The organism is Bradyrhizobium sp. CCBAU 53351, assembly GCF_015291745.1.
GTDB lineage: Bacteria > Pseudomonadota > Alphaproteobacteria > Rhizobiales > Xanthobacteraceae > Bradyrhizobium.
Window position 1 is genome coordinate 7,284,136 of the sequence record NZ_CP030059.1, and the last position, 17,937, is coordinate 7,302,072.

The window sequence follows — 17,937 nt, forward strand, 5'->3', positions numbered from 1 at the left end:
GCCCCGGAATGACTCGAGGGAAACTACGCCCTCGCCGCGATCGCGGCCGCTTCGGCCGCGGCGCGCTGCATGCTGGTCGACATCTCGTTCGTCACCGTGCTCTGCTCCTCGACGGCGGCCGCGGTCGATGTCACGTATTCGCTGACATTGTTGATCGCCTGCTTGATCGAGCCGAGCGCGCTGACGACATCGCCGGAGATGCCGTTGAGGCTGCCGATCTCCTGGCCGATCTTGTCGGTCGCCTGCTTGGCCTGGTTGGCGAGGCTCTTCACTTCGGAGGCGACCACGGCAAAGCCGCGGCCGGCTTCACCGGCCCGGGCGGATTCGATCGTGGCGTTGAGCGCGAGCAGGTTGATCTGGCCGGTGATGCTGTTGATCATCTCGACGATGCCGCTCATCGACTGCGCAGCTTCGGTGAGGCGCTGCGCCTGCGCGTCGGCGGAGGCGACCTGGTCCACCGCGCTCATCGCGGTCTCGCGGGATTTGGTCATCGCCTCGGAAATCTCGCGCACCGAGGCGTTCAGCTCCTCCGAACCCGCCGCGACGGATTCCATCATGCCGCGCACGCGCTCGTTGCCCATCCGGACCAGCACCTGCTTGGTGACGTCGGTGGCATATTTGACGACCTTGAACGGCTTGGCATTGAGGTCGAGGATCGGATTGTAGGACGCCTGGATGTAGACCTCCTTGCCGCCCTTGCCGATGCGCTTGTATTCGGCCGCCTGGTACTGACCGCGGTTGAGCGCGGCCCAGAACTCGCGATAGGCAGAGCCGTCGCGCTCGCTGGGCTCGACGAACATGCTGTGATGCTTGCCCTTGATCTCGGCCAGCGAGTAACCCAGCGCACCGAGGAAATTGCCGTTCGCCGTGATGATCGTGCCGTCCATGTTGAACTCGATCACGGCCTGCGCCTTGTCGATCGCCGCGATCTGACCGGCTAGATCCGCGTTCTTCAGCTTCTCCGCAGTCACGTCGGTCGCGAACTTGACGACGCCGTAGGGCTTGCCCGCCTCGTCGAGCAGCGGATTGTAGGACGCGAGAATCCACACCTCCTTGCCGCCCTTGCCGATGCGCTTGAACTCGCCGGCCTGGTAGTCGCCGCGGTTGAGCGCGGCCCAGAATTCGCGATAGGCCGCGCTGTTGCGGTCGGTCTCGGCCACGAACAGGCTGTGATGCTTGCCCTCGATCTCGGACAACGAATAGCCGAGCGCCTTGCAGAAATTCTCGTTGGCGGTGACGATGGTACCGTCGAGCCTGAACTCGATCACGGCCTGGGCGCGGCCGATGGCGGCGATCTTCGAAGCATCGGTCATGCTCCGCATTTTCTTCGCGGTGATGTCGGTCGCGATCTTGGCGACCATCACCGTCTTGCCATTGCCGTCGAGTACCGGATTGTAGGCTGCTTCGATCCAGACTTCGCGGCCGCCTTTCGCGATCCGCTTGAACTCGCGCGCCTGACTCTCGCCACGGTTCAACGCGGCCCAGAACGCCTTGTACTCGGCGCTGTCGCGCTGGTCGGCCGGCACGAACATGGAGTGATGCTTGCCCTGGATCTCGCCAAGCTGATAGCCGAGGGCGTCGAGGAAGTTCTTGTTGGCCGTGATGATCGTGCCATCCAGATTGAATTCGATGATGGCCTGGGAGCGGCCGATCGCATCGAGCCGCGCTTGCGCATCAATCTGGGACTTGCGACCGAACATCAAAGAATCTCCATCTCGAAATGACGTGGACTGCTCTTGGGGGAAGCGACTCTCGCGGCGAAACAGCCGCACTCAAATTGCAATTAGCGCGAGTCCCTGCACTCGGATGCAGCTCGGGCACGTCCGCGCCGATCACGCCGGAAGCGGGTACGCATTATTGTTCGTAAGGGAAAAGCTCGAACAAAGTTCTAATAGAAGTGTCGGAAATCAGCGGAAGTGGAACGGCCCCCGCCCGTGTAGCAGTCAGTCCCGGCCGGCGTCACGACTTGAAATGACGCATCTCATTCAATGGCTTGCGAAGATGCGGCATCGCCAATCGGGCACGCCGGAACGACTTTTCGCGACGGGGTGTCGCGCATGTCCGTAGTCTCACGGCTGTCGTCGCGCCATGTGCATTGCTCGCCGGCCGATCGCCCACAGCGTCAGGTTCCAGGCGATACAGGTGCCGAGCGCGAGACACAGGCCGACGGCCGAGCCGAATAACACGACCGCAACGTGTAGAACGGCGATCGCCGTGCCGAATCCGAGCAGGCCCCAGGCGGAGTTGGCGAGCACCGCGGCGGTCGGCGGGCCACCGATCCGCGGATGCAGGATCACCATGATGCTGGAGAACACCACGGGATACAGCGCGATGATGCCGCTGATGCGGGGACCGACCCAGCCCGAGGTCGAGACCACGATGGCGACGAGGGTCGCCACCAGCGCAGCTCGCATCGGCACGTCGTACCAGCGGCGCGTCACCAGCGGCATCTTCACGTGGCGGTAGCCGGCCAGCAGGGGAATGCAGATGCCGAAGGCGATCAGGTTCGCGGCGAGCCCCGCGGTGAGCGACCAGTCGAACTGACGGATGATGGAAGCCAGCACGATCCAGACCGCGACCGCACTGCCGCAACTCACCAGAAGGCTGTGCCGCTGCGCCAGCACGACGTAAGTGAGGCACATGAAGATCGTCGCCGCATTGATCGGAAGACTCGCGAGCGAGCCTTGCGCGATGAAGGCGGCGTCGTGGTCGAGCGCGAGAAAGACGTAGGAAGGACCGGCCGAGATCGGCAGGGTCGCGACCAGCGCGCCGATCACCGGCCCCGACCGCTCGGTGATGATCGACGCCGTCACGACGAAGGTCGCCGCGATCGCCATGCGCAGGACAAGGAGGAGGATGAAGTGGAGGTCGGGGGACATTCTATCTGTCATTCCGGGGCGCGCGAAGCGCGCGCCCGGAATCCATAGCCACAGGCCGGCGTAATTTAAGAGCTAAGGCAAACAACCGTCTGAAATCGCGACGGCCTGGGATTATGGGTCCCGGGCTCACGCCAGGCGGCGCGCCCCAGGACGACACCAATGATCGGGTTACGACCCTCGCCTCACATCCGCTGCATCGACACCGAGACCTTCGGGCCGTTCTTGATGGTCTGATAGACCACGCAATAGCGCTCGGTGAGCTTGAGCAGGAGATCGAGCTTGTCCTGCGGCGCGTCGGTGTCCACCTCGAAGCGCAAGCGGATCTCGGCGAAGCCGACAGGCGTCTCCTTGTCGATGCCGAGCGTGCCGCGGAAATCGAGATCGCCCTCGGCATAGACATTTCCGGTCTTCAAGGGCACCTCGATCGCGGTCGCCACCGATTTCAGGGTGACACCGGCACAGGCGACCAGGGCTTCGAGCAGCATGTCGCCGGAGCAGAGCTCGAGGCCGGAGCCGCCAGTGGCCGGATGCAGGCCCGCAAGCGCGATGGCGCGGCCGGTCTCGACCTTGCAGGCGATGCCCTCGCTGTCGGTCGAGCCCTTGGCCTTCAGTGTGATCAGCGCGGTCTTGGGATCGGTCTTGTAGCGCTCCTTGATCGGGGCCTGCATCTGGCGCAGCTCTGCGGCATCCATCTCGTTCTCTCCCGGGAAAAATTGCTCTTCGATGTACCGGCTTAGAGAGAAATTGTCACCACCACATGGCCTGACCGGGACCCTGGGTTGCGTCACGGTCGGGCACGTTGCGGTCGAGCGACCGGTCGAGTGACGTCAGCACACTTCGCTTGAAAGTCTCGAACAGCGGCGAATTGCGGTCGCGCGGGCGGCCGAGATTGATCTCGATCTGGTCGAACAGCCGGCCCGGCCGCGGCCGCATCACCAGCACGCGGTCAGCCAGCACCACGGCCTCGTCGACGTCATGCGTGACGAGGATCAGCGTCGGTCGCGTGTCGGCCCAGAGGTCGAGCAGATGATCCTGAAGGTCGCGGCGGGTGAAGGCGTCGAGCGCCGAGAACGGCTCGTCGAGCAGGAGCACCTCCGGCTGTGGCACCAGCGCGCGTGCGATCGCGACGCGTTGGGCCTGCCCGCCCGACAGCTCGCGCGGCCAGGCCTGCGCCTTCTCGGCGAGGCCGACGCGCTCGAGCGCGCGCGCGACCTTCTGGCGCCGCTCGACCGCAGGCAGGTCGGCAAGGCCAAACCCGATATTGTCGGCCACGCTGAGCCAAGGCAGCAGCCGCGGCTCCTGGAAGATGATGCCGATCTTGGCATGCGGCGAAGAGATCGCCTCGTTGTCGAGGCTCACCGTGCCCGAGCTGGCGCGGTCGAGACCGGCAATGGCGCGGAGCAAAGTGGACTTGCCGCAGCCGGAGCCGCCGATGATGGCGATGATCTCGCCCTGCTTGATCTCTGCGGAGAAGCGCGCCAGCGCATGCACGCCGTTGGGATAGGTCTTGCTGACCCGGTCGAGCGCCAGCATCGCGTTACGCCCCCTTGTCAAGTTTCTTTGGCACGCCCGAAGGCGTCCTGCCAGCGCAGGAACGGCGCTGCGGCAATCTCGATCAGCCAATCCGTGAGCTTGCCGAGGATGGCGAAGATCACGATCGCGGCGAGGATCTGCGCGGGCTTGCCGAGCTGCTGGCCGTCGAGCAGGAGATAGCCGAGGCCCTCGGAGGCGCCGATCAGCTCGGCGGCCACCACGAACATCCAGCCGAGGCCGAGACCGACGCGCAAGGACACGACATAGGCCGGCAGCACCGCAGGCAGCAGGATGCGGCGGATCATGGCCGGCCCGGACAGGCGGAACGTGCGGCCGACCTCGACGATCTTGCGGTCCACCGAGAGGATCGCGCCCATCACGCCGAGATAGACCGGGAAGAACACGCCGACCGCGATCAGCGCGATCTTCGAGGTCTCGAAAATGCCGAGCCAGAGAATGAACAGCGGCACCCAGGCCAGCGAGGGGATCGCGCGCAAGGCTTGTACAGTGGGGTCAAGAAGCCGCCGCGCCAGCGACCAATAACCGGAGATGGCCCCAAGCACCGTGCCCGCGACCACGCCGAAGGCGAAGCCGAGCGCGACGCGCCACAGCGTCGCGGTGATGTGGCGGACCAGCTCGCCGGAACGGGCAAGCTCGGCGATGGTGGCAAACACGCGCGAGGGCGGCGGCACCAGCCGGCCGTTGGACCAGCCGAGCCAGACTAGGAGTTCCCAGCCGAGCGCGAGGATCAATGGCAGCAGCAGCCCCAACATCGGCCGCGCATAGCGCGACAGGCGCGAAGGCAAGGCAGCGCTTTCCGCTGGTTCCGAGGTCTGTTGCAGCACTGGCGCGTCGGAGATCATGGCCATTAGCAAGCGCGTCTGGTCGGGGAATGCAACACTACTCTTGCCGCGGCCACCGCTGCCCTTCCTTCTCCCCTTGTGGGAGAAGGTGGCGCGAAGCGCCGGATGAGGGGTTCTCTCCACTCGCAACACTGATCGTGAGGATAGATACCCCTCACCCGGCTTCGCTTTGCGAAGCCACCCTCCCCCACAAGGGGGGAGGGTAAAAGAAGATCAATTCGTCGGCAACGGCACCTGATCGTCGATCAAGGCATCCAGCGTCGCCTTCACGTCGACCTTGGCATCGACGACGCCGGCCTGCTGCAGGGCGAGGCCGGCGGCGAGGATCGACTCGCGCTGGGGTGCGCCGATGCGGCTATGGGTGAGCTCGGTGCGCTCCTTGAGCTGCTTGTCGACGACGGCCTCGGGAAGCTTGGTCACGGCGATGAAGGTCTTCTTCAGATCGTCGTAATTGGCCAGCGAGTACTTTCGCGCCTCCTCGTAAACCGCAAGCACGCGGCGGGCGGCGTCCGGATGATCCTTCAAGAACTGCTCGCGCACATTGAGGATGCCCCAGGTGTTGGCGTCCGCCTTGCGATAGAACAGCTTTGCGCCTTCCTCGACCTCGGCCTGCGCCATCATCGGATCGAGGCCGGCCCAGGCATCGACGTCGCCGCGGATCAGCGCGGTCTTGCCGTCGGCGTGCTGCAGCAGCACCGGCGTGATGTCCTTTTCGGTGAGGCCGGCGCTGAGCAGCGCGCGGACCAGGAAGATGTGCGGATCGGTGCCGCGCGTCACCGCGACGCGCTTGCCCTTGAGATCGGCAACGCCAGCGATCTTGGAATCCTTGCCCGTCACGAGCGCGGTCCACTCAGGGCGCGAATAGACGTAGATCGACTTGATCGGGTTGCCGTTGATCTTGGCCACCAGCGCCGCCGACCCCGCGGTCGAGCCGAAATCGATCGAGCCGGCATTGAGGAATTCGAGCGCCTTGTTGGAGCCGGCCGACTGCACCCAGGTGATGGTGATACCGTCCTTGGCGAACTCCTTCTCCAAGAGGCCCTTCTGCTTCAGGACCATCGATACCGGGTTGTAGGTCGCCCAGTCGATGCGGATTTCCTTGAGCGGATCCGCCGCCTTTGCCGCAGGCGCCACCGCGAGCGCAATCGCGCCTGCCAGCAGAATGCGCCGTGTCATCCCAGTCATGCCCAGCCTCCTCCAAAACTTCATTGTTTTTCAATGAGTTAAATCTAGAAATCAACGAGAAAATCCGCCCCTTGAAAGCCCGCCGGCCGAGAACAGATTTGCCCGAAGCCGCCGCTTTCCAGCATGGAACGACTATTGCCAGAGAATGGCGGGTGACAGCGCCTGTCACCTCTTATATCCGGTGAGGCATGGACAGCGTCGCGACTGAGCACAAGGCCGAGGTGGACGAGCGTTTCGATACTGCGCGGATCACCGCCGCCGTCGATGCGCTTGTCGAAAAGCATGGGGGACGCGAAGACGCGTTCCGCACGGCCATGGCGCAATTGCTCAAGGCCGAGCTGGTCGCGGCGCGCGCCGCGGCGCAGGACATCCTTCTGAAGGACCGCCACGGCCGCCGCTGCGCCGAGCGGCTCTGTCACGTCCAGGACGAGATCATCCGCATCCTGTATTCGGCGGCGACCCGTCATCTCTACCGTTCGCCGATCCCGAGCGGCGCCGAGCGCATGGCGGTGGTCGCGACCGGCGGCTACGGCCGCGGCCTGATGGCGCCCGAATCCGACATCGATCTCTTATTCATCCTGCCCTACAAGCAGACCGCCTGGGGCGAGCAGGTCGCCGAAGCCATCCTCTACTGCCTGTGGGACATGGGGCTGAAGGTCGGCCACGCCACGCGCTCGGTGGACGAATCGATCCGGCAGGCACGCGGCGACATGACGATCCGCACCGCCATCCTGGAGACCCGCTTCCTGACCGGCGACAAGCCGCTCTACGACGAGCTGGTCGCGCGCTTCGACAAGGAGGTGGTGCAGGGCACCGCGTCGGAATTCGTCACCGCAAAGCTCGCCGAGCGCGAGGAGCGCCATCGGCGCGGCGGCCAGTCGCGCTATCTGGTCGAGCCCAACGTCAAGGACGGCAAGGGCGCCTTGCGCGACCTGCACACGCTGTTCTGGATCGCCAAATACGTCTACCGCGTGCGCGACACCGACGAGTTGGTCGAGCGCGGGGTGTTCGACGCGCAGGAATATCGCAGCTTCCGCCGCTGCGCCGACTTCCTGTGGTCGGTGCGCTGCAATCTGCATTTCTATTCTGGTCGCGCCGAAGAACGCCTCTCCTTCGACCTCCAGCGCGAGATCGCGGTACGGCTCGGCTACACCTCGCATCCCGGCATGCAGGACGTCGAGCGCTTCATGAAGCATTATTTCCTTGTCGCCAAGGAGGTCGGCAACCTCACCGCCATCCTCTGCGCCAAGCTCGAGGACCAGCAGGCCAAGCCCGCGCCGGTGTTGAGCCGGATGATGGCGCGGCTGCGGCCGACCGCGGCGAAACGGCGCGTCCCCGACAGCGACGACTTCATCGTCGACAACAACCGCATCAACGTCGCAGCCCCGGATGTCTTCAAGCACGATCCGGTCAATCTGATCCGGATCTTCCGGCTCGCGCAGAAGAACAACCTCGCCTTCCATCCGGACGCGATGCGCGACGTCACGCGCTCGCTCGGCCTGATCAATGCGCAAATGCGCGAAAATCCCGAGGCCAACCGGCTGTTCATGGAGATCCTGACCTCCGACAACGCCGAGATCGTGCTGCGGCGGATGAACGAGACCGGTGTGCTCGGCCACTTCATCCGCGCCTTCGGCAAGATCGTCTCGATGATGCAGTTCAACATGTATCATCACTACACCGTTGACGAGCATCTGATCCGCTGCATCGGCTTCCTCCAGGACATCGAGCGCGGCGGCGTCGAGGAGTTCACGCTCGCCAGCGATCTGATGCGCAAGACGCGGCCCGAGCACCGCGCGGTGATCTATATCGCCACGTTGCTGCATGACGTCGCCAAGGGCCGGCCGGAGGACCACTCGATCGCCGGCGCCAAGGTCGCGCGCCGGCTCTGCCCGCGGCTCGGCTTCAGCCCGGCCGACACCGAGCTCATCGCCTGGCTGATCGAGGAGCATCTGACGATGTCCACGGTCGCGCAGTCGCGCGACCTCTCGGATCGCAAGACCATCGAGAATTTCGCAGCCGTGGTGCAGTCGGTCGAGCAGATGAAGCTCCTGACGATCCTGACCACCGCGGACATTCGCGGCGTCGGTCCGGGCGTGTGGAACGGCTGGAAGGCGCAGCTGCTGCGCTCGCTGTATTATGAGACCGAGCCGGTGCTCACAGGCGGCTTCTCGGAGGTCGACCGGGGCAAACGTCTTGCGTCCGCCCACGCAGAATTCCGCATGGCCTTCGCAGAATGGCCGGCGGAGGAGCTCGACGCCTATATCGGCCGGCACTATCCGGCCTATTGGCTCAAGGTCGAGCTGCCGCGAAAAATCCGCCACGCGCGCTTCGTCCGCTCCAGCGAGCAGGCCGGCCACAAGCTCGCGATCAATGTCGGCTTCGACGAGGTGCGCGGCGTCACCGAGCTCACGATCTTCGCGGCCGACCATCCCTGGCTGCTGTCGATCATCGCGGGCGCCTGCGCCTCGGCCGGCGCCAACATCGTCGACGCCCAGATCTACACCACGACCGACGGCCGCGCGCTCGACACGATCTCGATCTCCCGGGAATACGACCGCGACGAGGACGAGGGACGGCGCGCCACCCGCATCGGCGAGATGATCGAGGACGTGCTGGAAGGCAAGCTGCGTCTGCCCGAGGTGGTGGCCCGCCGCACCGTGCGCAGCAAGGCAAAACCCTTCGTGATCGAGCCGGAAGTGACCATCAACAACCAATGGTCCGACCGCTACACCGTGATCGAGGTCTCGGGCCTCGACCGGCCCGGCCTGCTCTACGAGCTGACCACCGCGATCTCCAAGCTCAACCTCAACATTGCGTCAGCTCACGTCGCGACCTTCGGCGAGCGAGCGCGCGACGTGTTCTACGTCACCGACCTCCTCGGCGCCCAGATCAGCGCACCGACACGCCAGGCCGCGATCAAGAGCGCGCTGACCCATGTGATGGCCGGCGACAAGGCGGTTGCGGCGCCGGCGGCGTGAGTTTTCCTCATGTCCGGACTGGCCGCGGTGCGGCGCCCGGATTGAGAAGGGAAGAGGCCGGCAGGCCACGCCTTCCCCTCTCCTGATCATCGCACCGACCCTTGTCCGGAAAGTCGTAGCGCGTTCACTAGCGCCGACAACGCAGCCGGTTGATGCTGACGACTGGGATAGTACAAGAAGAAGCCGGGAATTGGCGGCGTCCAGTCCTCCAGCACCCTGATAAGGCGGCGCTGCGCAACATACCCGGCGACCTGCTCCTCATAGGCGAGTCCGACACCAACCCCGGCGAGCGCCGCCTGGATCACCAGGTGAGTATCGTCAATGATCAGCGGGCCGTTCACGTTGATCGTGACCGACTTTCGACCCTGCTCGAACTCCCACCGATATGGACCGCTCGCAAGACGCAAGGTAATGCACCGATGATCGTTAAGGTCCTTTGGATTTTCGGGAATGCGTCGTGAAGCGAAATATCGCGGCGAACCTACGACCGCCAGCCGCAGGTCGGGCGTGAGACGAACCGCGATCATGTCCTTTTGGATGTACTCGCCAAGCTGAATACCGGCATCGAACTCGCCCGCCACAAGATCCACGGGACCAGTGACGGTGACAATGTCCAGAACGATGTCAGGGTAGGCCTCAGCGAAAGCTCTCAGCCGCGGCAATAAGACCATCACGGCGGCCGATCGTGACATCACGATTCGAAGGCGGCCTTGGGGCCGACGCCGAACGCTTCGGGCCTTGTCGAGGGCCTGACGAATTTGCTCGAGGGCCGGAGACAAGTCTTCCAAAAGGGCTGCCCCGGCGGCGGTCGGCGCAACGCTCTTAGTCGTTCGGGCGAGCAGCTTCAACTCTAGCCGCTGCTCCAGTCTCCGGATTGTATGGCTCAAGGCAGATTGGGATACACCGAGCTTTATCGCAGCGCGTGTAAAGCTTCGTTCGTTGGCTACGACCGCAAACGCGGCGAGTTCGTTCATTTCGTTGGTCATCGTTCATGAATATTGCTCACGAGCCTATGCCAAGCAAGGTATCTAGTTTCATGAGGCACTTTGCCGTAGGTCTTTGCGGGCAACGAGACGACTTGCAGCAGCTTTCCTGAACGCAGGGCAGGTCGAGGCTCAGCACAGCCGACCGAGCCGCATGAATGAGTCCGGCACGACAACTCGAGGAAGACCATGGACACGGACGTTTCTGCCTTGCGCTCCCTGGCGCAGACCTATTTCGATGCTGCCTATGAAATGGATGCTGAGAAATTTGCGTCCATATTCCACCCATCGAGTTCCGTGACGAAGGTCGCCGAGGACGGCAATGTCGGCGTGACGCCGATTGCGGCCTGGCTGGCAGTGGTCCGCAACATGAAGGCTCCGAAGCAACAGGGCTGCGAGCGCGATGATCAGATCGTGTCGATAGATGTCGAGAGAGAGCTCGCGCTCTTGAAGGTGAAACTGCAAATTCCGCCGCGTTCCTTCACGGACCTGTTGTCGTGCTTAAAGGTGAATGGAACCTGGAAGATCGTGCAGAAGGTGATGACGTCGGAAATCTGACGAGTTCGGCATAGAGGGAGAACATCCAAGAGATCGCCCGACGATCGCTCGTTCTCAAAGGGACTCCCGAATCTTCACCCCCTCGTGCCGCAGCAGCCAGCGTTTGCGTTCGAGCCCGCCGCCATACTTCACCAGCGAACCATCCGCCCCGATCAGCCGATGACATGGCAGCACCACGCTGATCGGATTGGAGCCGTTGGCATGGCCGACGGCGCGAATTGCTTTGGGCAGGTCGATCTTCGCGGCGAGTGCGCCATAGCTCATCGTGGTGCCCGCAGGGATTTGCGCGAGCGCGGTCCAGACCTTCTGCTGGAACGGGGTGCCGGCGATGCGCCACGCGATGCCCGAGAGCTGGCCGAGATCGCCGTCGAAATAGCCTGACAGCGCCGTCCGCATGGAAACGGGCGCAGGCCGGTCACGCAGCTCCACCACGCCGTAGTGCAGGCGCAGGAGCTCTCGCATCCGGTGCTCGTAATCATCCCAATCCAGCGCGCGCAGCGCGCCTTCCGCGTCGGTGACGAGCAACGCGGTGCCGATCGGCGTCGTCAGGCGATCGAGGCCGAAGCTGACTGAGGATTTGGTTGACCGACTGGCCATTGCGGCACCATTGCATCGAAACACGCCCATCGCACTTGCCATGCCGGCCATGGTAACGTCCACCCGAAAGCTGACGCTTTGGGGGAGCTCACCTTGATTCTGATCGCCAATGTCCTGGTGGCGCTGGTCGCCGCGCTGCACGTCTTCTTCCTGATCCTGGAGATGTTTCTCTGGGACAAGCCACAGGGCCTGAAGGTGTTTCGCAACACGCCTGAGAAAGCCGAGATCACGAAGGTGCTGGCCGCCAATCAAGGTCTCTATAACGGCTTCCTCGCGGCCGGACTGATCTGGGGTCTCGTCCACGGCAACCCGGCCTTCGCGTTCCAGATCAAGGCGTTCTTCCTGCTTTGCGTGATCGTGGCCGGCGCCTATGGCGCCGCGACCGTCAGCAGCCGCATCCTGATGGTGCAGGCGCTGCCGGCGGCGATCGCGCTGGCGGCGCTGTTCCTGGCTTAGCTTCTGGCCTGAGACGCTACGGCGCAGCGCCGCGATCCTTGCGCGGCGGCGAACCTTCCTCCACAATCCACGGCAGCGATGGCGACCGTTGCAATCAACGGAAAAAGACCATCGGCGGAAAATTCCGTCTGGAGGAACACCCACATGAACAATCGCAGAGCCTTTCTAGCTGCCACGGCGGCGCTCGCCGTCGCGTTCTCCGCGAACCAGGCCCTTGTAAGCCAGGCCTTCGCGCAGAAGAAATACGACACCGGGGCGAGCGACACCGAGATCAAGATCGGCCAGACGGTGCCGTTCTCCGGCCCCTATTCCGTCTACGCCAATATCGGCAAGACCCAGGCCGCCTATTTCAAGATGATCAACGATCAGGGCGGCATCAACGGCCGCAAGATCAACCTGATCCAGTATGACGACGCTTATTCGCCGCCGAAAACGGTCGAGCAGGTGCGCAAGCTGGTCGAGGGCGACGAGGTGTTGTTCACCTTCCAGCTGATCGGCACCGCGGCGAACGCGGCCGTGCAGAAATATCTGAACGGCAAGAAGGTCCCGCAGTTGCTGGCCTCGACCGGCGCGGCGCGCTTCAACGATCCGCAGAACTATCCCTGGACCATCGCCTACAATCCCAATTACGTGTCCGAGGGACGGATCTACGCCAAGTACATTCTCAAGGAGCATCCGAACGCCAAGATTGGCGTGCTCTACCAGAACGACGACATGGGCCGCGACTATCTCGCGGGCCTCAAGAGCGGCCTCGGCGACAAGGCCAACATGATCGTCGGCGAAGTCTCCTACGAGGTCACCGACCCGACCGTCGACTCCCAGGTGGTCAAGCTGAAGTCGATGGGTGTCGACGTGTTCTTCGATGCCTCGACGCCGAAATTCGCGGCGCAGGCGATCAAGAAGCTGGCCGACCTCGGCTGGACGCCGGTGCACATCCTCGACATCAATGCGAGCCCGATCTCGGCGACGCTGAAGCCGGCCGGCCTCGACATCTCCAAGGGCATCATCTCGACCCAATATGGCAAGGAGCCGAGCGATCCGCAGTGGAAGGACGATCCCGGCGTGAAGGCCTTCTTCGCCTTCATGGACAAGTACTTCCCGGAAGGCGACAAGCTCAACACCGTCAACACCTATGCCTATTCGGTGGCGGAGTTGCTGGTGCAGGTCCTGAAGCAATGCGGCGACGACTTGACGCGTGAGAACATCATGAAGCAGGTCGCCAACATCAAGAACTTCACGCCGAGCTTCGCGCTCCCCGGCATCAAGATCAACACCGGGCCGAACGACTTCCGCGTCAACAAGCAGATGCAGATGATGAAGTTCAACGGCGAACGCTGGGAGCTGTTCGGACCGATCATCGAGGACACGGGACCGTCGGGCTAGCGAGACCCGGATACCTCGCCTCTGCCCGGACAGAGCACGTAACGGACGCTCGCCCTCCCCGGGGTGCGGGCGTCCTGCTTTCCGCGGCTGGCCGCGCCGTCAACCATACCTGAAGGTCCCAGCGTCGGTTCGACTAAAGTCACTTTCGTGACCAGCATGTAATCTTGCGTCGCAGCAGAGCCTCCGCCACACTCCCGCCCCGCGATGACGTCCGCCGCCGACGGGGCGATGGAAAGATCGTCCGCGATAACAAACCGAGGAAATTGCGAATGAGGAACGGATTTTTGCATCTGGTCACTGGCACGGCGCTCGCTTTGGCGCTGTCGGTCTCGGCGGCCAATGCCCAGAAGAAATATGACCCCGGCGCGTCGGACACCGAAATCAAGATCGGTCAGACCAACCCGTTCAGCGGTCCCGCCTCCGCTTATGCCACGATCGGCAAGACCCAGGCCGCTTACTTCAAGATGATCAACGATCAGGGCGGCATCAACGGCCGCAAGATCAACCTGATCCAGTATGACGACGCCTATTCGCCCCCGAAGGCCGTGGAGCAGGTGCGCAAGCTGGTCGAGAGCGACGAGGTGCTGCTGACCTTCCAGCTTCTCGGCACCCCCTCGAACGCGGCCGTGCAGAAATATCTCAACGCCAAGAAGGTGCCGCAACTCTTCGCGGCCACTGGCGCATCGAAGTTCACCGACCCCAAGAACTTCCCCTGGACGATGGGCTTCAATCCCAACTACTTCGTCGAAGGCCGCATCTACGGCCAGTACATCATCAAGAATCATCCGAACGCGAAGGTCGGCGTCCTCTACCAGAACGACGATCTCGGAAAAGACTATCTGAACGGCATCAAGGCCGGGCTTGGAGACAAGGCCTCCAGCATGATCGTCGCGGAAGCTTCCTACGAGGTGTCCGATCCCACCGTCGATTCACAGATCCTCAAGATCAAGTCGGCAGGCGCCGATTTGTTCTTCAGCGCCACGACGCCGAAACAGGCCGCACAGGCGATCAAGAAGATCGCCGAGCTCGACTGGCACCCCGTGCATATTCTCGACATCAACGCCACTTCGGTCGGCGCCGTGATGAAGCCCGCTGGACTTGAAGCATCCAAGGGCGTGATCAGCGTCAACTATGGCAAGGATCCGCTCGATCCGAGCTGGAAGGATGATCCGGGCATGAAGAAATATTTCGAGTTCATGGCCAAGTACTATCCGGACGGCGACAAGGATTCGAGCTTCAACAGCTACGGCTACTCGACCTCGCAGTTGATGGCCTACGTGCTCCAGAAATGCGGCGACAACCTGACCCGCGAGAACGTCATGAAGGTCGCCACCAGCCTGAAGGACGTTGAACTCGACCTGTCGCTGCCCGGCATCAAGGCCAATACGTCGCCGACCGACTACCGCGTCAACAAGCAGCTTCAGATGATGAAGTTCAACGGCGAGCGCTGGGAGCTGTTCGGCCCGATCCTGGAGGATGCGGGTCCGGCGGGTTAGTTCTCAAGAACGCTGCCTCAACGACGTCATGCCCGGGCTTGTCCCGGGCATCCACGTTCTTGGAGGCGCGAAAGGAAGTCGTGGATGGCCGGGTCAAGCCCGGCCATGACGACCACGAGAGATCGGTCCAACGGCATTCACGCCGGGATCTCGCCAAAATTCTTCCCCACGGGCAGCACCGCGTGCCGGATCAGGCGGGAATCCTCCACCGCGGCCTGGCGATGTTTCACGGCTTCGCGATAAACGGGGTCGCGGATCATCTCGACGAAGGCGGCGACGCTCGGATACTCCGCGATGAAGCAATGGTCCCAGCGTTCGTCCTGCGGGCCGATCAGCATCAGCTCGAACCTGCCCTGCCAGACGATGCGGCCGCCGAGGCGTTCGAACACCGGGCCGCTCTCGCGGCCATAGGCCGCGTAGGCTTCCGCGCCGCTCGCCTTGCGTCCGTCCGGATAGGCCGCCTCTTTCCGCAACCGCACCAGGTTGAGCATATGGATCGGGCCGGGACGGTCGTTCTCCCGGAACTGCGCAAAAATCTCCTTGGTCGGATCGATATGGCCCATGAGCGCTCCCTCTTCTTGATGCCGGCGATCTTAGCTTTGCCGCCGAGGATGCGGAACAGCGGGGTGCGAATGCCCCACCTCCTAATCACGCGTTAACGCCGGGGTAACCGGGCCTTAAACAGCGACCGCTAGCGTGCGACGGGGCGGGCTGACCGGGCGTTTTGCGTATGGCGTGGGGAAAGAAAAAGGGTGGGCGGAAGGAGCCGCTGTTCGGCTTGCCCGCGGCGCTCTCCGATCTGCGCCTGACCGCGGCGGATCGCGTTCCCGGCGGCGGCGACGACAAGCCGAAGAAATCAGCGAAATCATCCGCCAAGCGCAAGGCTGAAGTGCCCGGCGACGAGCCGCCGCGCGAACGCAAAGCGCCGGCCGGCCGGAGCGGCGCCAAGCGGCGCGCGAAGTCGCGTGGGGGTTTCGGCCTCGGCCGTCTGGTCTATTGGGGCGCTGTGCTGAGCCTGTGGGGCGGCATCGCGGTGATCGGCGTCGTGATCTATGTCGGCGCCCATTTGCCGCCGATCCAGTCGCTGGAGATTCCAAAACGCCCGCCGACGATCCAGATCGTCGGCATCGACGGCAGCATGCTGGCGCAGCGCGGCGAGATGGCCGGCGCCAATGTCGCGCTGAAGGACCTGCCGCCCTATTTGCCGAAGGCGTTCATCGCCATCGAGGATCGCCGCTTCTATTCGCATTTCGGCATCGATCCCGTCGGCATCCTGCGCGCCCTCGTCACCAACGTTCTGCATCGCGGCGTCTCGCAGGGCGGCTCGACGCTGACGCAGCAGCTCGCCAAGAACCTGTTCCTGACCCAGGAGCGCACCATGCAGCGCAAGCTGCAGGAGGCGGAGCTCGCGATCTGGCTGGAGCGCAAGCACTCCAAGGACGAGATCCTGGAGCTCTATCTCAATCGCGTCTATTTCGGCTCCGGGGCCTACGGCGTCGAAGCCGCCGCGCAAAAATATTTCGGCAAGTCGGCGAAGAACGTCACCGTGGCCGAGGCGGCGATGCTGGCCGGTCTCGTCAAATCGCCCTCGCGCCTCGCCCCGAACCGCAATCCCGAAGGCGCCGAAGCGCGTGCGCAAATCGTGCTCGCGGCGATGGCGGATGCAAAATTCATCACCGACGCGCAGGCCAAGGCCTCGATCGGCCATCCCTCCTACAATGTGAAGCCGGCCGGCGCCGGCACCGTCAATTACGTCGCCGACTGGATCGGCGAAGTCCTGGACGATCTGGTCGGCCAGATCGACGAGAGCATCAAGGTCGAAACCACGATCGATCCCAAGCTGCAGAGCGTGGCGGAAGCCGCCATCATCGACGAGCTCGCGGCCAAGAGCGTGAAGTTCAATGTCAGCCAAGGCGCGCTGGTGGCGATGACGCCCGACGGCGCGGTGCGCGCGATGGTCGGCGGACGGAACTATTCCGAGAGCCAGTACAACCGTGCGGTCACCGCCAAACGACAGCCGGGCTCCTCTTTCAAGCCGTTCGTGTACCTCACGGCGCTCGAGCAGGGCCTGACGCCGGACACGATGCGCCAGGACGCGCCGATCGAGGTCAAGGGCTGGAGGCCCGAGAACTACACCCATGAATATTTCGGCGCGGTGACGCTGACCCAGGCGCTGGCGATGTCGCTCAACACCGTCGCCATCCGTCTCGGCCTCGAAGTCGGACCGAAGAACGTGGTGCGCACCGCGCACCGGCTCGGCATCTCCTCAAAGCTCGAGCCCAATGCCTCGATCGCGCTCGGCACGTCGGAAGTCTCGGTCGTCGAGCTGGTCGGCGCCTACGCGCCCTTCGCCAATGGCGGCTTCGCAGTGGCGCCGCATGTCGTGACGCGCATCAGGACGCTCAGCGGCAAGCTGCTCTATATGCGCCAGCCCGAAGAGCGCAACCCGGTGATCGACCCCCGCTATGTCGGCATGATGAACGCGATGATGCGGGAGACGCTTGTTTCAGGGACCGCCAAGAAGGCGGAGATCCCGGGATGGCCCGCGGCCGGCAAGACCGGCACCAGCCAGGATTATCGCGACGCCTGGTTCATCGGCTACACCGCAAACCTCGTCACCGGCGTCTGGCTCGGCAATGACGACAACTCGCCGACCAAGAAGGCTACCGGCGGCGGCCTGCCGGTGGAAGTCTGGTCGCGCTTCATGAAGACGGCGCACGAGGGTGTGGCGGTGGCAAACTTGCCGAGCTCGCCAGGCGGCTGGGGCCTGTCGAACCTTGCGCAGGCGGCTTCGCAAGTGTCACCGCCGACAGCGATCGCGCCCGCACCGGCGCCGGCCAACAATGGCGGCTATCGCCCGCCGCCGACGCGCGCCAATGCACGGCCGGAGGCCGCGGCGGGACTCGATGGCTGGCTGATGGACCGGTTGTTCGGCGGAAACCGATAGGCGCGGCCTGAGGGCTTTGGCGACCTCAACACAAAAACCGCGAAAACAACCCCATGCACAGTAGCCGGCGCTAACC

The 17,937-nt window shown here is 63.7% G+C and carries 15 protein-coding genes; 6 read left to right on the forward strand and 9 right to left on the reverse strand.

What is annotated here, in order from left to right:
- Positions 1-23: 23 nt before the first annotated feature.
- The 6 genes from XH83_RS34650 to XH83_RS34675 form a co-directional block, all read right to left on the reverse strand.
- A complete protein-coding gene (locus tag XH83_RS34650) occupies positions 24-1,700 on the reverse strand; it encodes a PAS domain-containing methyl-accepting chemotaxis protein (protein WP_194405037.1) in 1,677 nt (558 codons plus the stop codon).
- Positions 1,701-2,069: 369 nt separating this feature from the next.
- Positions 2,070-2,879, reverse strand: coding sequence for a hypothetical protein (locus XH83_RS34655; protein ID WP_194405038.1), 810 nt, complete (start codon positions 2,877-2,879; stop codon positions 2,070-2,072).
- A gap of 182 nt (positions 2,880-3,061) precedes the next feature.
- Positions 3,062-3,571, reverse strand: a complete 510-nt coding sequence (locus tag XH83_RS34660) for an OsmC family protein (RefSeq protein WP_194405039.1) — start codon at positions 3,569-3,571, stop codon at positions 3,062-3,064.
- Positions 3,572-3,626: 55 nt separating this feature from the next.
- Positions 3,627-4,412 (reverse strand): ABC transporter ATP-binding protein, encoded by a 786-nt coding sequence (locus XH83_RS34665; protein ID WP_194405040.1) that lies wholly within the window; start codon positions 4,410-4,412, stop codon positions 3,627-3,629.
- Positions 4,413-4,429: 17 nt separating this feature from the next.
- A complete protein-coding gene (locus XH83_RS34670; protein WP_194408495.1) occupies positions 4,430-5,275 on the reverse strand; it encodes an ABC transporter permease in 846 nt (281 codons plus the stop codon).
- A gap of 213 nt (positions 5,276-5,488) precedes the next feature.
- Positions 5,489-6,460 carry an aliphatic sulfonate ABC transporter substrate-binding protein gene (locus XH83_RS34675; protein WP_194405041.1) on the reverse strand — a complete coding sequence of 324 codons (972 nt, stop codon included), beginning with the start codon at positions 6,458-6,460 and terminating at the stop codon, positions 5,489-5,491.
- Positions 6,461-6,648: 188 nt separating this feature from the next.
- Here XH83_RS34675 and XH83_RS34680 point away from each other — a divergent pair, with 188 nt between their 5' ends.
- A complete protein-coding gene (locus XH83_RS34680) occupies positions 6,649-9,441 on the forward strand; it encodes a [protein-PII] uridylyltransferase (RefSeq protein ID WP_194405042.1) in 2,793 nt (930 codons plus the stop codon).
- A gap of 86 nt (positions 9,442-9,527) precedes the next feature.
- Here the strand turns inward: XH83_RS34680 and XH83_RS34685 are convergent, their stop codons facing one another.
- On the reverse strand, positions 9,528-10,415 hold the full coding sequence (locus tag XH83_RS34685) for a LysR family transcriptional regulator (protein WP_246776380.1): 888 nt from the start codon (positions 10,413-10,415) through the stop codon (positions 9,528-9,530).
- 198 nt (positions 10,416-10,613) lie between these two features.
- Between XH83_RS34685 and XH83_RS34690 the strand changes: the two genes are divergently transcribed.
- Positions 10,614-10,982, forward strand: coding sequence for a nuclear transport factor 2 family protein (locus XH83_RS34690; RefSeq protein WP_194405044.1), 369 nt, complete (start codon positions 10,614-10,616; stop codon positions 10,980-10,982).
- Positions 10,983-11,036: 54 nt separating this feature from the next.
- On the opposite strand, the gene XH83_RS34695 is transcribed toward XH83_RS34690, so the two are convergent.
- The gene (locus XH83_RS34695) at positions 11,037-11,579 is read right to left on the reverse strand and encodes a methylated-DNA--[protein]-cysteine S-methyltransferase (protein ID WP_194408496.1); all 543 of its coding nucleotides are present in this window, start codon (positions 11,577-11,579) and stop codon (positions 11,037-11,039) included.
- A 99-nt stretch (positions 11,580-11,678) separates the two neighbouring features.
- On the opposite strand from XH83_RS34695, the gene XH83_RS34700 reads away from it, so the two are divergent.
- The 3 genes from XH83_RS34700 to XH83_RS34710 all read left to right on the forward strand — a co-directional run bounded on the left by XH83_RS34700 (position 11,679) and on the right by XH83_RS34710 (position 14,914).
- Positions 11,679-12,035 carry a DUF1304 domain-containing protein gene (locus tag XH83_RS34700; protein WP_194408497.1) on the forward strand — a complete coding sequence of 119 codons (357 nt, stop codon included), beginning with the start codon at positions 11,679-11,681 and terminating at the stop codon, positions 12,033-12,035.
- Positions 12,036-12,179: 144 nt separating this feature from the next.
- Positions 12,180-13,418, forward strand: coding sequence for an ABC transporter substrate-binding protein (locus XH83_RS34705; protein ID WP_194405045.1), 1,239 nt, complete (start codon positions 12,180-12,182; stop codon positions 13,416-13,418).
- Between the two features lie 269 nt (positions 13,419-13,687).
- On the forward strand, positions 13,688-14,914 hold the full coding sequence (locus tag XH83_RS34710; RefSeq protein WP_194405046.1) for an ABC transporter substrate-binding protein: 1,227 nt from the start codon (positions 13,688-13,690) through the stop codon (positions 14,912-14,914).
- Between the two features lie 137 nt (positions 14,915-15,051).
- Here XH83_RS34710 and XH83_RS34715 read toward each other — a convergent pair whose 3' ends face one another.
- A complete protein-coding gene (locus tag XH83_RS34715; protein ID WP_128928526.1) occupies positions 15,052-15,477 on the reverse strand; it encodes a DUF1330 domain-containing protein in 426 nt (141 codons plus the stop codon).
- A 167-nt stretch (positions 15,478-15,644) separates the two neighbouring features.
- Between XH83_RS34715 and XH83_RS34720 the strand changes: the two genes are divergently transcribed.
- Complete coding sequence (locus tag XH83_RS34720) at positions 15,645-17,861, forward strand: transglycosylase domain-containing protein (RefSeq protein WP_194405047.1); 2,217 nt, start codon at positions 15,645-15,647, stop codon at positions 17,859-17,861.
- Positions 17,862-17,937 lie beyond the last annotated feature (76 nt).

Bases quoted from the DNA above. Each gene is read 5' to 3' on its own strand.
- XH83_RS34650 (WP_194405037.1), bottom strand. From the start codon at position 1,700: ATGTTCGGTCGCAAGTCCCAGATTGATGCGCAAGCGCGGCTCGATGCG.
- XH83_RS34655 (WP_194405038.1), bottom strand. From the start codon at position 2,879: ATGTCCCCCGACCTCCACTTCATCCTCCTCCTTGTCCTGCGCATGGCG.
- XH83_RS34660 (WP_194405039.1), bottom strand. From the start codon at position 3,571: ATGGATGCCGCAGAGCTGCGCCAGATGCAGGCCCCGATCAAGGAGCGC.
- XH83_RS34665 (WP_194405040.1), bottom strand. From the start codon at position 4,412: ATGCTGGCGCTCGACCGGGTCAGCAAGACCTATCCCAACGGCGTGCAT.
- XH83_RS34670 (WP_194408495.1), bottom strand. From the start codon at position 5,275: ATGATCTCCGACGCGCCAGTGCTGCAACAGACCTCGGAACCAGCGGAA.
- XH83_RS34675 (WP_194405041.1), bottom strand. From the start codon at position 6,460: ATGACTGGGATGACACGGCGCATTCTGCTGGCAGGCGCGATTGCGCTC.
- XH83_RS34680 (WP_194405042.1), top strand. From the start codon at position 6,649: ATGGACAGCGTCGCGACTGAGCACAAGGCCGAGGTGGACGAGCGTTTC.
- XH83_RS34685 (WP_246776380.1), bottom strand. From the start codon at position 10,415: ATGAACGAACTCGCCGCGTTTGCGGTCGTAGCCAACGAACGAAGCTTT.
- XH83_RS34690 (WP_194405044.1), top strand. From the start codon at position 10,614: ATGGACACGGACGTTTCTGCCTTGCGCTCCCTGGCGCAGACCTATTTC.
- XH83_RS34695 (WP_194408496.1), bottom strand. From the start codon at position 11,579: ATGGCCAGTCGGTCAACCAAATCCTCAGTCAGCTTCGGCCTCGATCGC.
- XH83_RS34705 (WP_194405045.1), top strand. From the start codon at position 12,180: ATGAACAATCGCAGAGCCTTTCTAGCTGCCACGGCGGCGCTCGCCGTC.
- XH83_RS34710 (WP_194405046.1), top strand. From the start codon at position 13,688: ATGAGGAACGGATTTTTGCATCTGGTCACTGGCACGGCGCTCGCTTTG.
- XH83_RS34715 (WP_128928526.1), bottom strand. From the start codon at position 15,477: ATGGGCCATATCGATCCGACCAAGGAGATTTTTGCGCAGTTCCGGGAG.
- XH83_RS34720 (WP_194405047.1), top strand. From the start codon at position 15,645: ATGGCGTGGGGAAAGAAAAAGGGTGGGCGGAAGGAGCCGCTGTTCGGC.